We start from the raw sequence: 14,056 nt of genomic DNA on the forward strand, positions 1-14,056 counted from the left end.
CGGACTTACTCCTTACGCCTTGCGCTTGCGGTAGCGGACCTTGGCCGGCCGGGCGAGCTGCACGACCATCTTCGAGTGATCGTTGTGATAGCTCTCCGCCGGTTGCGCCATCTCGAAGTCGTACTCGCGCAACAGGACCGAGAAGATCGCCTTGATCTGCATCTGGGCGAACGCTGCGCCGACGCAGCGGTGCCGGCCCGCACCGAACGGGATCCAGGTCCACCGGTTGACGATGTCGGCCTGCTCGGGCTTGTTGTAGCGGTCCGGTTTGAACGCATCCGGGTCGGGAAAGTCCTCGGGAATCCGGTTGGAGATCGCCGGAGAAGCCGCGACGTAGTCGCCGTTGTGAATCGGGAAGCCCTCGACCTCGAACTCGCCCTGGGCCACCCGCATCAGAATGATGAGCGGTGGGTGCAGCCGCAGCGTCTCCTTGACCACGTTGTCCAGCTTCGGAATCGAGCGCAGCGCATGGAAACTCACCTCCTGGCCGTCGGCGTAGAGCTCCTCGAGCTCGGCCAGCACCTCGGCGTACACCTCGGGATGGCGGATCAACTCGATCAGGGTCCACGCCGAGGTCCCCGAACTGGTGTGGTGCCCGGCGAACATGAGCGAGATGAACATCCCGGTGACCTCGTCGGCGGAGAACCGCGGATTGCCATCCTCGTCGTTGATCGACACGAGCACGTCGAGCATGTCGCGGTCGCTCTTGTCCTTCGGCGGGTTGGCCAGCCGCTCGTTCATGATCTCCTGCACCAGCGCAACGAGTTTGACGCGGGCCTCGTCGCGGCGCCGGAAACTGTCGATCGGCAGGTACGGATCGACGTAGCACAACGGGTCGGTGCCGCGTTCCAGCTCGTGGTAGTACTCCGCGAACCGGTGGTCGAGCTGGTTACGGAATTTCACGCCGATCAGACACGCCGTCGAGGTGTAGATCGTCAGCTCGGAGAAGAAGTCGAGCAGCTCGATCTCGCCCTCGTCGCCCCAGTCGGCGATCATCCCCTTCACTTGAGCCTCGATGGTGGCGGCGTGGCCCTTCATCTGCTCCCCGCGCAGCGCCGAGTTGTGCAGCATTTCCTTGCGCCGCTCCGGGCTTGCGTCGAACACCACGCCCTTGCCGAAGATCGGCGCCATGAACGGGTACGCCGCGGCCTGGTCGAGGTCCTCGTCGGCGGACCGGAAGAAGAACTCGTTGGCACCCGCGCCGGAGAGCAGGATGACGTGCTTGTCCACCAGCTGGAACCACCCGACGTCGCCGCACTCGTCGCGGACCCGCTTCATCAAACCGATTGGGTCGGTACGGAATTCCTCGAGGTGGCCGTGCTCTTCTTCGCCACCGGAAACCCGGGGCACGATAGCTGTGCTGGTCATTGTCCTGGCATCCCCTCTTCGCCGAGTGCGAGCTTCTGGCGATCTTTGTTATTGGCCAGCGGGGCTTCGGGCTGAAGCTCCATGTTGGCAACGAAGCCGCCGCGCGGCGTCTCGGCGACGAACGTGATGGCGCGTGCCAAATCCGCTGCGCGCAAGAAGTAGTCGTGACGGGCCTGGCCCCACTTGGCCCAGTCTTCCAGTGCGGGACCGATCTTTTCGGCGGGCAGGCTCCACCCCATCGACGTCTTCGTCGGGCCCGGATGCACGATCGAGGCCCGCACGCCGGTGCCCTCGAGCTCCATCTGAAAGTTGGTGACCATCGCGACCAGGGCGGCCTTGGCGGCGCCGTAGGCGCCCATGTGCGGTCGCTGGCGCAGGGCGACGTCGGAGCCGACGAAGATCAAGTCACCCCGCTGCCGCTCCAGCATGCCGGGCAGCACCGCGGCGGCCAGCCGGTTGGCGCCGACGAGATGGATCTGCAGCTGGGACTCGAATTCGTCGGTGGTGATCTCGGCGAGCTTGCCGAAGTAGGTGTCGCCCGCGCCGGCGACCAGTACCTCGATGTCGCCGAGCGCGTCGACCGACTGGGCCACAAAGGATTTCACCGAATTCGGGTCGGTGACGTCCAGGTGGAACCCGACCGCTTCGCCGCCCTCGGCGTTGATCTTGCCGACAATGTCGTCGAGCTTCTCGACCCGGCGTGCGCCCAGGGCGACCGGGAAGCCGTGCGCCGCGAGTTCGATGGCGGTGGCCTCCCCGATACCGGAGGACGCTCCGGCCACGATGGCGGGCCGGCGTTCGGGCAGGGGCTCAAAGCGGGGCATTCAGCGGACCTCCACGCTCATTGGTAGGTGGGCGAATCCGCGGACATTGCTGGAGTGGACGCGGACGGCGTTGGCCTCGTCCACTTCGTAGCCGCGGATTCGCTTGAACAACTCGGTGAGCGCCACCCGGGCTTCCATCCGCGCCAAATGCGCGCCCAGGCAGAAGTGTGCGCCGCTACCGAAACTCAATAGCTTGGGCCCGATTTCGCGCCCGATCACATAATCGTCGGGCTTGTCGAACACCCGCTCGTCACGATGGCCCGAACCGGGCAACAGCAGCAGGACGTCGCCGTCGGGAATGGTGGTGTCATAAAGGGTGAGCTCACCGGACACGGTGCGGGCCAGTATCTGGCTGGAGGTGTCGTAGCGCAGGGTCTCCTCGACCCACAGCGGCACCCGGGACAGATCGTCGTAGACCGGGGTCAGCTGATCGGGGTTCTTATGACCCCAAAAGGCGGCGTTGGCAAGCAGTTTGGTGGTGGTCTCGTTTCCCGCGATCACCATGAGGAACATGAAGCCGAGCACCTCGTCGTCGGTGAGCCGGTCGCCGTCGATCTCGGCTTCCAGCAGCGCCGACGTCAGATCGCCCGTCAATTGCTCGCGTCGCTCGGCCACCATCTGTTGGTAGTAGACGATGAGGTTGAGGGAGGCCTCGACGGCCTCGGGCGGCACGTCGGTAACTCCCTCGTCGCGGTGCATCACCCCGTCGGCCCAGGCGCGGACCTGGTCTCGGTCCGGCTCGGGCACACCCATCAACTCGGAGATGACGTCCATGGGCAGCTTGCCCGCGAACTCGTCGACATAGTCGACGGTGCCGTTCGCTGAAGACTTAGCCTTGGCCAGCATCGTGTCGAGGTGCTGCGTGGCGATCTCGGTGACCCGGGGTTCGAGTTCGCGAATCCGGCGCGGCGTGAAGCCTTTTGAGACCAGCGTGCGCAGCCGCAGGTGGGCCGGATCGTCCATCGCGAGAAAGCTCATCGTCTTACTTGCGTGCGGGCCGCGCGACGCCGGATCCAGCGACACGCCGTACTTGTTGGACAGCGTGGTGCTGTTGCGGAAACCCTGCAGCACGTCCTGGTGCCGGGACAGCGCCCAGAACTTCAGTTCTTCATTGCGATACAGCGGGGCGTCGTCGCGGAGACGCTTGTAGTACGGGTACGGATCCTCGTGGAAGTCGTAATCGTAGGGATCGAGGACCAGCTCGTGGTCGCCAACGTGGACGGTCATCGCTTAGGTTCCTGCCTTACGTCTCGGGGCTTGTGTCTTTGGCGCCGGTCAGGATCAGCCGCACCACGTAGGCCAGCCGGTCGGCGATCTCGCGGTAGCTGAATTCGCCACTGCCGCCCTGGACCAGCGCGCCGAAAAAGGACATCTCCAGTGCGGACACGGTCGTGGGATCGGCGTTGGGGCCCATCGCGGATGTGATCCTGCGGTGGATCTCCACGCCGATGCGGTCGCGGGCGGCGCGCACCGCGGGGTCCGCCCCGCCGCTGAGCAAGGCCGTCGTGCAGGCGGCGCTGACTTCGGGCTCGTCGGCGACCACCAGGGCCAGATGGCGCAGCACCTGTTCCACCCTGCTGGGCATCGGGTCGTTGACGTCGGTGAAGTAGGGGACCTGCCGCACCAGGTCCAGGTAGACCTCGGCGATCAGGTGATTCTTCGACGAAAAGTAGGTGTAGGCGGTGGCGGGCGCCACCTTGGCGCGGGCCGCCACCGCGCGCACGGTCAGGTCGGCATAGGACTTCTCGCGCAACGTTTCGATGCCGGCGGCCAACACCTTGCGGAAGGTCTCCTCTTGACGCCGATTGCGCGGCGTCTGACCGGTCTGACGGTCGGCGTCGGAGGTGATCGCCAGTGCATCGCTGGACACATGTCCAAGCTAATCGATGTTGTCGGCGCGAAGCAAGTCCGTCCCGGAAACATTGTGGTTAATCTGCGGTTTTGGGGCGAGTATTCGAGTCGAACGGGATCCGCCCTTGCACCGCCGCTGGCCAGGAGACTATGGTTCGATCGGACGATATCGGACAACTGTCCACTAGATTGGCGTGGCGGGTTGGCCGCGCACAGACAGGAGCGGGACATGGCCTTGCTGGCCGACGGCGTGAGCGAACTCTTCATCGACGGCAAGATGTCGGCCGGCAGCGCTGGCACCTTTCCCACGGTCAATCCGGCGACCGAGGAAGTGCTGGGTGTCGCCGCCAACGCCGACGCCGCCGACATGGAACGCGCGATCGATGCCGCGCGGCGCGCCTTCGATGAGACGGACTGGTCGCGCAACACCGAATTGCGGGTGCGCTGCGTCCGGCAACTGCGCGAGGCGATGCAGCAGCACCTCGAAGAGCTGCGCGACCTGACCATCGCCGAAGTCGGGGCGCCGCGAATGCTCACCAGCATCGCCCAGCTCGAAGTCCCGGTCAACGACCTGGCGTTCGCCGCGGACACCGCCGAATCCTACGAATACAACCAGGATCTCGGCGAGGCGTCGCCGATGGGCATCCCCACCAGGCGCACCATCGCGCGCGAGGCCGTCGGCGTCGTCGGCGCCATCACCCCGTGGAACTTTCCCCACCAGATCAACCTCGCCAAGATCGGGCCCGCCCTGGCCGCCGGAAACAGCGTCGTCCTCAAGCCGGCACCCGACACCCCCTGGTGCGCCGCCGTGCTGGGGGAACTCATCGCCGAGCACACCGACTTTCCGCCCGGCGTCATCAACATCGTCACCTCCGACGACCACGGTGTCGGGGCGTTGCTATCGAAAGACCCACGGGTGGACATGATTTCGTTCACCGGGTCGACGGCGACCGGGCGCGCCGTGATGGCCGACGGCGCGGCGACCATCAAGAAGGTCTTCCTCGAGCTGGGCGGCAAGTCGGCATTCATCGTCCTCGACGATGCCGACCTCGGCGGCGCGGTCGGCGTGGCCGCGTTCTCGGTGTGTATGCACGCGGGGCAAGGCTGCGCGATCACCACCCGGCTGGTGGTGCCGCGGGCGAAGTACGACGAGGCCGTCTCCATCGCGGCCGCGACGATGGGCGGCATCAAGGCCGGCGACCCCACCGACCCCGGAACCATCTGCGGGCCAGTGATTTCGGCGCGCCAGCGTGACCGGATACAGGGCTACCTCGACTCGGCGATCGCCGATGGCGGGACGTTCGCCTGCGGAGGCGGCCGGCCGGCCGACCGCGAAGTCGGCTTCTTCATCGAGCCCACGGTGATCGCGGGACTGGGCAACGACGCGCGCTGCGCGCGCGAGGAGATCTTCGGCCCGGTCCTGACGGTGATCCCGCACGACGGCGACGACGACGCCGTCCGCATCGCCAACGACTCGCCATATGGCCTGTCGGGCACCGTGTTCGGCGCTGACCCCGACCGGGCGGCCCGGGTCGCCGCGCGCGTCCGCGCGGGCACGATCAATGTCAACGGCGGCGTGTGGTACTCGGCCGACGCGCCCTTCGGCGGTTACAAGCAGTCCGGAAACGGACGCGAGATGGGCCTGGCCGGTTTCGAGGAGTACCTGGAAATCAAAACCATTGCGACAGCAGTTAATTAGAGGAGCTTGCGAACATGCGATTCGAGAACAAAGTCGGCATCGTCACCGGTTCCGGGGGCGGGATCGGGCAGGCCTATGCCGAGGCGCTGGCCCGCGAGGGGGCCGCGGTGGTGGTCGCCGACATCAACGCCGAGGCGGCCGAGGCGGTCGCCAAGCAGATCGTGGCTGACGGTGGAACCGCGATCAGTATTCCGGTCGACGTGTCCGACCCGGCGTCGGCCAAGGCGATGGCCGATCGCACGCTGGCCGAATTCGGCGGCATCGACTACCTGGTCAACAACGCCGCGATCTTCGGGGGCATGAAGTTGGACTTCTTGCTCACCATCGACCCGGAGTACTACAAGAAGTTCATGAGCGTGAACCTCGACGGGGCGTTGTGGTGCACGCGCGCGGTCTACAAGAAGATGGCCAAGCGCGGTGGCGGGGCGATCGTCAACCAGTCCTCCACCGCGGCATGGCTTTACTCGAACTTCTACGGGTTGGCCAAGGTTGGGATCAACGGACTCACCCAGCAGCTGGCCACCGAACTCGGGGGTCAGAACATCCGGATCAACGCGATCGCGCCGGGCCCCATCGACACCGAGGCCAACCGGACCACCACCCCTCAAGAGATCGTCGCCGACATCGTCAAGGGCCTGCCGCTGTCGCGAATGGGCACGCCGGCGGACCTGGTCGGCATGTGCCTGTTCCTGCTGTCCGACGAGGCGTCGTGGATCACCGGGCAGATCTTCAACGTCGACGGCGGACAGATTTTCCGGTCATAGCCGCCGGCGACGATGCAGAGCGAAGCGATGAGGAGGAGCGGCGCAGATGACACCGCCGGCGACGATGCAGAGCGAAGCGATGAGGAGGAGCGGCGCAGATGACACCGCCGGCGACGATGCAGAGCGTAGCGATGAGGAGGAGCGGCGCAGATGACTGATCAGCTCAAGCTGGGCTATATCGGGCTGGGCAATATGGGCGCCCCGATGGCCACCAAGATGACCGAATGGCCGGGCGGGGTAACGGTTTTCGACATTCGGACCGATGCGATGACCCCACTGGCCGAAAAGGGCGCCCGCCTGGCCGACAGCGTCGCCGACGTCGCCGCCGCCGACATCATCCACATTACCGTGCTCAACGACGCCCAGGTCCGTGAGGTGGTCGGCGAGCTGGCGGCGCACGCCAAGCCCGGGACGGTCATCGCCATCCACTCGACCATCAGCGACACCACGGCCGCCGAACTGGCCCGCGAGCTCAAAGACCGGGGCATCCACATCGTCGACGCCCCGGTCAGCGGCGGCGCCGCTGCCGCCGCGAAGGGCGAGCTGGCCACCATGGTGGGCGCCGACCGCGAGGTGTACGAGCGAATCAAGCCGGCGTTCAAACACTGGGCAGCGGTGGTCATCCACGCCGGTGAGCCGGGTGCGGGCACCCGAATGAAGTTGGCCCGCAACATGTTGACGTTCACCTCGTATGCCGCCGCGTGCGAGGCCATGAAACTCGCCGAGGCGGCCGGGCTGGATCTGCAGGCGCTCGGACGGGTGGTGCGTCATACCGACGCTCTCACCGGTGGCCCGGGGGCGATCATGGTGCGTGAGGACATGAAAGACCTCGAGCCGGACAACTTCCTGTACCAGCCGTTCCTGCACACCCGGGGGCTGGGGGAGAAGGATCTGAGCCTGGCATTGGCTCTCGGCGAGTCGGTGTCGGTCGATCTACCGCTCGCGCAGTTGGCCTACGAGCGATTGGCCGCCGGCCTCGGGGTGCCGCACACGAAGAAAGAGGCGTAATGGACGAGCTGCGCAGCAAGGGTCTCGCGAAGATGAACGAGGTCTACGGCTGGGAGATGCCCAACGTTGAAGGCGACGGGTACTTCGACCTGACCGTCGATCACCTGTTCGGCAGCATCTGGACGCGGCCGGGATTGTCGATGCGCGACAAGCGCATCATGACGCTGACGGCCGTGACCGCGATCGGGAACCGCGACCTGGCCGAGATCCAGATCAACGCCGCGCTCCTCAACGGCGAACTCTCCGAGACCGAACTGAAGGAGATGGCCGTCTTCCTCACCCACTATCTCGGCTTCCCGCTGGGTTCGGCGCTCAACGGCGCGGTCGACGCCGTGGTGGCCAAGCGCAAGAAGGCCGCGGCAAAGGGGGCCGGCGAGGACAAGAAGGGCAACGTCGACGCCGCGCTCAAGATGCACTCGGGCGAAAAGTCGTGACCGCCGGCTGACGCACGTTCGTGCTCCCTGCGCCGGATAGCTGTTCCGGCGCGGGTTTTCGTGAACCCCTCCGAACTCATGGGTGTACAGGGACGGCAACGCAGAATATCCTCGATCGCGGTGTTTGGCGCGTCACCGCTGATTCCCGGTGCGTGGCGCACATGAGCGGGGCCGGTCTGCAGAAGGACCAAAGGGAGCTGAGGAGCAGGATGGCAAAGGAAAACCCGGACGAAGGTGAAGCGCCGATCATCGTCGGCATGGCGGAGGCGGCGATGCACATGTACGTCACCGCCATCACCGCGTTGCCCGATGCTGGCGATGACGAATTTCGGCCCCGGGTCGAGGTAATTCTCGCTGGCTTGCGCAAGCTCCGAAAATCGCTGACCGACGGCGCGGCCCGCAGCAGGCTGACTCCCGGCGTGATCGTTGCGCTCAGCGAAGCTCGTCGGTGTTACGACGACCTGATGGAACGCGCCGCGGCCGCACCCGCGGCCACGCTGGGCCAGCAACTGTACGTGGCCCGGTTGCGCGCCAAACTCTCGGCGAAAGAGGCGGCGAACGGGGTCGGACTGCGCGCGGAGCTGCTGGACCAACTGGAAGCCGGTGAAATGCCAACCGAGGATGAGGCGATCAAAGTCAAAGCGCTGATCGAGGCCCTCGGCCGCGGGGTGCCGGCGACGAACAGCAACTGCGAGCACGGACGATTGCCCATCGAGTCGCTCGACGAATCAGTGGCGTGAAATTTGGTCGGCCGCGGTTCGTGCATCGGCGCGCTCCCCGGCTAGTCTGACGTGTCGTGCGCGTCCTGGTGATCGGTTCCGGTGCCCGTGAGCATGCGCTGCTGCTGGCGCTGCGCAAAGACCCGCAGGTCACGGGGCTGGCCATCGCCCCGGGCAACGCCGGCACCGCCCGGCTGGCCGAGCAGCACGACGTCGACGTCACCTCGACGGAAGATGTCGTCGCCATGGCCCGAGCGGTCCGCGCCGACCTGGTGGTCATCGGTCCCGAGGTGCCGCTGGTCCTCGGGGTGGCCGACGCGCTGCGGTCCGCGGGCATCGTCTGCTTCGGCCCCGGCAAGGACGCCGCCCGCATCGAAGGCTCCAAGGCGTTCGCCAAAGAGGTCATGGCCGCGGCCGGCGTGCGCACCGCGACCACTGAAATCGTCGACAGCCCCGCACTTTTGGACGCCGCCCTGGACCGCTTCGGTCCGCCGGCCGGGGATGCGGCCTGGGTGGTGAAGGACGACCGCCTCGCCGCCGGCAAGGGCGTGGTGGTGACCGCGGATCGCGGTGCGGCGCGAGCGCACGCCGCTGGGCTGCTCGAAGCCGGCCACCCGGTGCTGCTGGAGTCGTATCTGGACGGTCCCGAGGTGTCGCTGTTCTGCGTCGTCGACGGCGCGACCGTGGTGCCGCTGCTGCCGGCGCAGGACTTCAAGCGCGTCGGCGACGGCGACAACGGACCCAACACCGGCGGCATGGGCGCCTACGCGCCGGTCCCGTGGCTTCCCGACGAGGTCTATCGCGACATCGTCGGCAACATCGTCGAACCCGTTGCGGCCGAGATGGTTGCGCGTGGCTGCCCTTTCAGCGGATTGCTGTATGCCGGACTCGCGATCACCGCAAACGGGCCAGCGGTGGTCGAATTCAACTGTCGCTTCGGCGATCCCGAGACCCAAGCGGTGCTGGCCCTGCTGGAATCACCACTCGGCCAGCTCCTGTACGCGGCGGCCAGCGGCACGTTGGCGGAGTTCGGCGAGCTGCGCTGGCACGACGGTGCCGCGGTGACGGTGGTGCTGGCGGCGGAGAACTATCCCGGGCGTCCTCGGGTGGGCGACGTCATCGTCGGCTCCGAGGCCGACGGGGTGCTGCACGCCGGAACGGCGCGACGCGAGGACGGCGAAATCGTCTCCTCGGGTGGCCGCGTGCTGTCGGTGGTGGGAACCGGCGCCGACCTGTCGGCCGCGCGAAGTCACGCGTATGACGTCATGCGTTCGATTCGACTGCCCGGCAGTCATTTCCGCAACGACATCGCCCAGCTGGCGGCCGAAGGCCAGATCCGCGTCTAAAAGGCGTTAGAAGGCGGCCGCCTGTCCGTCGCGGCGCGGATCGCTGGCCGCGAAATAGCCGCCGTGGAGTCGCCAGATCGCCTGGCAGCTGCCGAATTGGTTGTAGTCGTCGACGGCGACCAGGTCGTGCCCGCGCCGGCGTAATTCGTCGAGCGTCGCAGCGGGGAAACCCTTTTCGCAGCTGACCTGCGTCCCCTCCACCCACCGGAACCGCGGGCCGTCACACGCCGCCTGCGGGTTCTGCCCGTGGTCGGCGATGCGCACCATTACCTGCACATGTCCCTGCGGCTGCATCATTCCGCCCATCACCCCGAAGCTCATCACCGGGGCCCCATCCTTGGTCACGAAGGCCGGAATGATGGTGTGGAAGGGGCGCTTGTTCGGGCCCACGACGTTCGGATGGCCTTTCTTCGCAAGGAAATTCGCGCCGCGGTTTTGCAGCGAGATGCCGGTGCCGGGCACCACCACGCCGGAACCGAATCCCATGTAGTTCGACTGGATCATCGACACCATCATCCCCGCGGCGTCGGCCCCGGTCAGGTAGACGGTTCCGCCCGTCGGGGCGCCCGCGGAGGCCGGCTTCGCCCTCGCGCGGTCGATCAGCGCGGCGCGCTGCGCCAGGTAGTCCGTGTCCAACAGGTGTTCGGGCCGCAGCGGCATGTGCTCGATGTCGGCGACATACGCCTGGGCGTCGGCGAACGCGAGCTTCACCGCTTCGATCTGCAGGTGCACGCTGTCGGCGGAATCCGGTGGCAGCGACGCCATGTCGAAGCGCTCCAGGATGCCCAGGGCGATCAGCGCGACGATCCCCTGACCGTTGGGGGGGATCTCGTGCACGGTGTATCCGCGGTAGCCGCCGTCGACCGTGCCCACCCAGTCGGCGCGGTGAGCCGCGAGGTCGCTGCCCCGCATGACACCGCCGTGGGCCGACGCGTGCGCCTCGAGTTTGGCGGCCAGTGCCCCGCGGTAGAACGCCTCGCCGCGGGTGGTGGCGATCGCCTCGAGTGTGGCCGCGTGATCGGGAAGGCTGAATCGCTCGCCGGGTTTCGGCGCCCGCCCGCCCGGCAGAAACGCCTCGGCGAAACCCGGCTGCCTCTCGAAGAGCGGCACCTGGGCCGCCCACTGCTCGGCCACCGTCGGCGAAACCAGAAAGCCGTTGCGGCCGTAGGAGATCGCGGGCTCGAAGAGCCGCTCGAACGGCAGCTTGCCGAACTTGGCGTGCAGTTCGGTCCACGCCGACACCGCGCCCGGCACGGTCACCGAATTCCACCCGAAGAGGGGAACGGCTTCTCCGCCAAAGTATTCCGGAGTCCAGCCCCCCGGGGAGCGGCCCGATGCGTTCAGCCCGTGCAATTGCTTGCCATCCCACACGATGGCAAAGGCGTCCGAGCCGATGCCGTTGGAAACCGGCTCCACGATCGTCAGCGTGATGGCGGTGGCGATGGCCGCGTCGACCGCGCTGCCGCCCTCGGCGAGCATCCGCAGGCCCGCCTGGGCGGCGAGCGGTTGCGATGTGCACACAACGTTTTCCGCCACGACGGGCTTGCGGGGCCAGGCGTAGGGGAGGTTCCAGTCGAACGGTGCGCTCATCTCCGCGAGCGTAACGCCATGGCGATTTCGGACGCGATGCTTCGCCGTGGCGTTACGCCCGCGGGGCGGCGGCGCAGACCCCTCACGCCGTCAGCAGCGGTGCCATCCAGGTCAGCTCGGCGGGCAACTGCGAGCTCCAGAATCCCCCGTCGTGCCCACCGGGCGAGAAGCCACCGGCCGGCGGATTGGGCAGTTGCGCGATGAACTGCTTTGTCGCGCTGTAAAACGGATCGCTGTCGCCGCAATCGATCCGAATGGGGATCGAGGCCAGGGCGGGCATGCCGAACACCGAGTTCGCCGCGAAGTCGTCGGGGCCGTCGAAAGCGCCGGGTGCGGCCGCGCCCGACGACATCCACAGTGCGGGGCTCACCGCGCAGATCGCCGCGGTGCGGCCCGGTCCCAACCGACCGCCCAGCAGCAATGCGCCGTAGCCGCCCATCGACCAACCCAGGAACGCCACCCGTGAGGTGTCCAGATTCTGGTTGCCCAGCATCGGGATGAGCTCGTCGAGCACCGTGGCGCCGCTGTCCTCGCCGGAAGACCGTTTGTGCCAATAGCTGCCGCCGCCGTCGACGGCGACCACCGCGAACGGCGGTAGTCCGGCGTCGACGGCCTGCGCCAGACCGTGTTCGACGCCGCCCGCCATCACGGTGGACGCGTCACTGCCCTTGCCGTGCAGCGCGATCACGGGTCGCAGCGGCTTCGTCTGGCCCGGCGGACGCGCGATGGCCCAATTCGTGTTCACCCCGCCACGCGCGGCGGAGACGAAGGAACCGGTCACCATGGTGGGCGCGGCCGCCGCCGGGGGAGCCGGATCGCGAGGCGGGCTCGGCGCCAAAGGCGCCTGGGTGCCGGCCGTCGACACCGGCGTGGCATGAGATGTGCGTGGCTGTAACAGGATGTCGAGTCCGTACGCGCCGACGGCGCCGAGGGCCGCGCCGGCGCCGAGACCGAGCACGGCGCGGCGGCTCAAGTCGGGCATGCGGGCCATCATGCCATGTTCGTTCGGCGGGCCGTTTGGCCGAAATGGCAATGCAGTACCACTTTGGCTGGCACGATGGCTACTCGTGACTGCAGCGGTTACTCCGAAAGGAGAACGTCGACGGTACGCGCTCATCAGCGCCGCCGCCGAGCTGCTCGCCGAGGGCGGGTTCGAAGCGGTGCGCCATCGGGCGGTCGCCGGGCGGGCCGGATTGCCGTTGGCGTCGACCACCTATTACTTCTCCTCCCTCGACGATCTGATCGCACGCGCGGTCGAGCACATCGCGATGATCGAGGTGGCGCAGCTTCGCTCGCGGGTCACCGCGTTGTCCCGGCGGCGCCGCGGGCCGGAGACCATCGCCGAGGTGTTGGCGGACCTGCTCGTCGGGGACGTGTCGGGCCCGGGACTCACCGAGCAGCTGATCTCGCGCTACGAGCGACACATCGCGTGCACCCGCCTGCCCGCGTTGCAGGAAACCATGCGACGCAGCCTGCGGCAGCGCGCCGAGGCCGTCGCGGAGGCCATCGAGCGCTCGGGCCGCTCCGTGCACATCGAATTGGTGTGCACGCTGATCTGCGCGGTCGACGGGTGTGTGGTGTCGGCCCTGGTCGAGGGCCGGGATCCGCGCGCGGCGGCGCAGGGCGCGGTGGTCGATCTCATCGAGGTGCTCGCCCCCATCGATCAGCGCCCCGTGCAGATCTGACCCGGCAGCGACGGCGTCACGATGCACCCGCTGCCAACGTCGCCGTAGATCGTCATCCCGGCCGGGCGGCGGTGGGCGTACAACGCCACGTAGGCACAGACGACCGCGTCGACCGGATCCTCGGCGCGGCGCAGCTCGCATTTGCGGTGCGCGGCGGCCACGGCCGTCCGCAACGCGACCCAGCCCTCGTGCGCGGCGACGCGCAGCGGGATCGGGGCATGCGCGAGCCGTTCGAGCCCGTCCATCAGTAACAGCAGCTCGGACTTGAGCCGGTCGACGCTACGGCCCGGCTTGGCCTTGTACTTCAGGGTTCGCTCCAACCCGAACACCGCGACCGTCGCCGCATGCGGGTAGACCTCGACGGCGCGACGGCCGACCGGTGACCGAGGATCCAGGTCGAGGCCGAGCGCCGCGGCCAGGCGTCCGCCGCGCGGGCCGTTGGCGAATTCGGGCTTTCCGGTGTTGCAGGGGTGGGCGCCGGCCTCGAACCTGCGGAAGTCGCGGTTGAGCGCGGTCTCGGCCGGACGCTGGCCGGTCGGGTTGTTCACCACCAGAGGCGCGTCGAAGGCGACGACGCAATCACCCCGCACGTAGGGCCGCAACGCGGCCAGGATCTCGTCGTCGTCGCGGGCCGCGCCCACGCTCACCAACTCGCCGTCGGAGTCGACGACGGCGACGCCGGTCGGGTTGCGACCCGCCCAGGCGAGGTCGACACCGGCGAAGTACATCCGCACAGGGTATGACCGCGACGCAACGAGGGTATGGCGG

14 protein-coding genes are annotated in these 14,056 nt (G+C 67.6%); 7 read left to right on the forward strand and 7 right to left on the reverse strand.

Going from position 1 to position 14,056, the window contains the following annotated elements:
- Positions 1-12: 12 nt before the first annotated feature.
- The 4 genes from W7U_RS24410 to W7U_RS24425 are packed head-to-tail and all read right to left on the reverse strand — an operon-like array spanning position 13 to position 4,062.
- Complete coding sequence (locus tag W7U_RS24410) at positions 13-1,368, reverse strand: cytochrome P450 (RefSeq protein WP_008263815.1); 1,356 nt, start codon at positions 1,366-1,368, stop codon at positions 13-15.
- Positions 1,365-2,192 (reverse strand): SDR family oxidoreductase, encoded by an 828-nt coding sequence (locus W7U_RS24415; protein ID WP_008263818.1) that lies wholly within the window; start codon positions 2,190-2,192, stop codon positions 1,365-1,367. The genes W7U_RS24410 and W7U_RS24415 overlap by 4 nt, the downstream gene beginning before the upstream one ends.
- Entirely contained in the window at positions 2,193-3,419 is a 1,227-nt protein-coding gene (locus W7U_RS24420; RefSeq protein WP_008263820.1) for a cytochrome P450, read from the reverse strand.
- Positions 3,420-3,435: 16 nt separating this feature from the next.
- Positions 3,436-4,062, reverse strand: coding sequence for a TetR/AcrR family transcriptional regulator (locus tag W7U_RS24425; RefSeq protein ID WP_008263821.1), 627 nt, complete (start codon positions 4,060-4,062; stop codon positions 3,436-3,438).
- 210 nt (positions 4,063-4,272) lie between these two features.
- Between W7U_RS24425 and W7U_RS24430 the strand changes: the two genes are divergently transcribed.
- The 6 genes from W7U_RS24430 (at position 4,273) to purD (ending at position 10,013) form a co-directional block, all read left to right on the forward strand.
- A complete protein-coding gene (locus W7U_RS24430; RefSeq protein ID WP_008263822.1) occupies positions 4,273-5,742 on the forward strand; it encodes an aldehyde dehydrogenase in 1,470 nt (489 codons plus the stop codon).
- Between the two features lie 14 nt (positions 5,743-5,756).
- Positions 5,757-6,506: an SDR family oxidoreductase gene (locus W7U_RS24435; RefSeq protein WP_008263823.1), complete on the forward strand. Its 750-nt coding sequence runs from the start codon at positions 5,757-5,759 to the stop codon at positions 6,504-6,506.
- A 150-nt stretch (positions 6,507-6,656) separates the two neighbouring features.
- Entirely contained in the window at positions 6,657-7,514 is an 858-nt protein-coding gene (locus W7U_RS24440) for an NAD(P)-dependent oxidoreductase (RefSeq protein ID WP_008263825.1), read from the forward strand.
- Entirely contained in the window at positions 7,514-7,948 is a 435-nt protein-coding gene (locus W7U_RS24445) for a carboxymuconolactone decarboxylase family protein (RefSeq protein ID WP_008263827.1), read from the forward strand. The genes W7U_RS24440 and W7U_RS24445 overlap by 1 nt, the downstream gene beginning before the upstream one ends.
- A 161-nt stretch (positions 7,949-8,109) precedes the next feature.
- Positions 8,110-8,688: an XRE family transcriptional regulator gene (locus W7U_RS24450; protein WP_241767554.1), complete on the forward strand. Its 579-nt coding sequence runs from the start codon at positions 8,110-8,112 to the stop codon at positions 8,686-8,688.
- 56 nt (positions 8,689-8,744) lie between these two features.
- Entirely contained in the window at positions 8,745-10,013 is a 1,269-nt protein-coding gene (gene purD / locus W7U_RS24455) for a phosphoribosylamine--glycine ligase (RefSeq protein WP_008263829.1), read from the forward strand.
- Positions 10,014-10,019: 6 nt separating this feature from the next.
- Here the strand turns inward: purD and W7U_RS24460 are convergent, their stop codons facing one another.
- Together W7U_RS24460 and W7U_RS24465 are read right to left on the reverse strand one after the other, a co-directional pair.
- Positions 10,020-11,603 (reverse strand): gamma-glutamyltransferase family protein, encoded by a 1,584-nt coding sequence (locus W7U_RS24460; protein WP_008263830.1) that lies wholly within the window; start codon positions 11,601-11,603, stop codon positions 10,020-10,022.
- 82 nt (positions 11,604-11,685) lie between these two features.
- Complete coding sequence (locus W7U_RS24465; RefSeq protein ID WP_008263831.1) at positions 11,686-12,597, reverse strand: alpha/beta hydrolase-fold protein; 912 nt, start codon at positions 12,595-12,597, stop codon at positions 11,686-11,688.
- A 55-nt stretch (positions 12,598-12,652) separates the two neighbouring features.
- Between W7U_RS24465 and W7U_RS24470 the strand changes: the two genes are divergently transcribed.
- Positions 12,653-13,288, forward strand: coding sequence for a TetR family transcriptional regulator (locus W7U_RS24470; protein WP_170320658.1), 636 nt, complete (start codon positions 12,653-12,655; stop codon positions 13,286-13,288).
- Here W7U_RS24470 and W7U_RS24475 read toward each other — a convergent pair.
- A complete protein-coding gene (locus tag W7U_RS24475) occupies positions 13,267-14,016 on the reverse strand; it encodes a DUF429 domain-containing protein (protein ID WP_008263835.1) in 750 nt (249 codons plus the stop codon). The genes W7U_RS24470 and W7U_RS24475 overlap by 22 nt on opposite strands.
- Positions 14,017-14,056 lie beyond the last annotated feature (40 nt).

The sequence above is a fragment of the Mycobacterium sp. H4Y genome, from assembly GCF_000364405.1.
Classification (GTDB): Bacteria; Actinomycetota; Actinomycetes; order Mycobacteriales; family Mycobacteriaceae; genus Mycobacterium; species Mycobacterium intracellulare.

Excerpts from the sequence above, each read along its gene's own strand:
- W7U_RS24410 (WP_008263815.1), bottom strand. The coding sequence starts at position 1,368 with ATGACCAGCACAGCTATCGTGCCCCGGGTTTCCGGTGGCGAAGAAGAG.
- W7U_RS24415 (WP_008263818.1), bottom strand. The coding sequence starts at position 2,192 with ATGCCCCGCTTTGAGCCCCTGCCCGAACGCCGGCCCGCCATCGTGGCC.
- W7U_RS24420 (WP_008263820.1), bottom strand. The coding sequence starts at position 3,419 with ATGACCGTCCACGTTGGCGACCACGAGCTGGTCCTCGATCCCTACGAT.
- W7U_RS24430 (WP_008263822.1), top strand. The coding sequence starts at position 4,273 with ATGGCCTTGCTGGCCGACGGCGTGAGCGAACTCTTCATCGACGGCAAG.
- W7U_RS24435 (WP_008263823.1), top strand. The coding sequence starts at position 5,757 with ATGCGATTCGAGAACAAAGTCGGCATCGTCACCGGTTCCGGGGGCGGG.
- W7U_RS24440 (WP_008263825.1), top strand. The coding sequence starts at position 6,657 with ATGACTGATCAGCTCAAGCTGGGCTATATCGGGCTGGGCAATATGGGC.
- W7U_RS24445 (WP_008263827.1), top strand. The coding sequence starts at position 7,514 with ATGGACGAGCTGCGCAGCAAGGGTCTCGCGAAGATGAACGAGGTCTAC.
- W7U_RS24450 (WP_241767554.1), top strand. The coding sequence starts at position 8,110 with ATGAGCGGGGCCGGTCTGCAGAAGGACCAAAGGGAGCTGAGGAGCAGG.
- W7U_RS24460 (WP_008263830.1), bottom strand. The coding sequence starts at position 11,603 with ATGAGCGCACCGTTCGACTGGAACCTCCCCTACGCCTGGCCCCGCAAG.
- W7U_RS24465 (WP_008263831.1), bottom strand. The coding sequence starts at position 12,597 with ATGATGGCCCGCATGCCCGACTTGAGCCGCCGCGCCGTGCTCGGTCTC.
- W7U_RS24475 (WP_008263835.1), bottom strand. The coding sequence starts at position 14,016 with ATGTACTTCGCCGGTGTCGACCTCGCCTGGGCGGGTCGCAACCCGACC.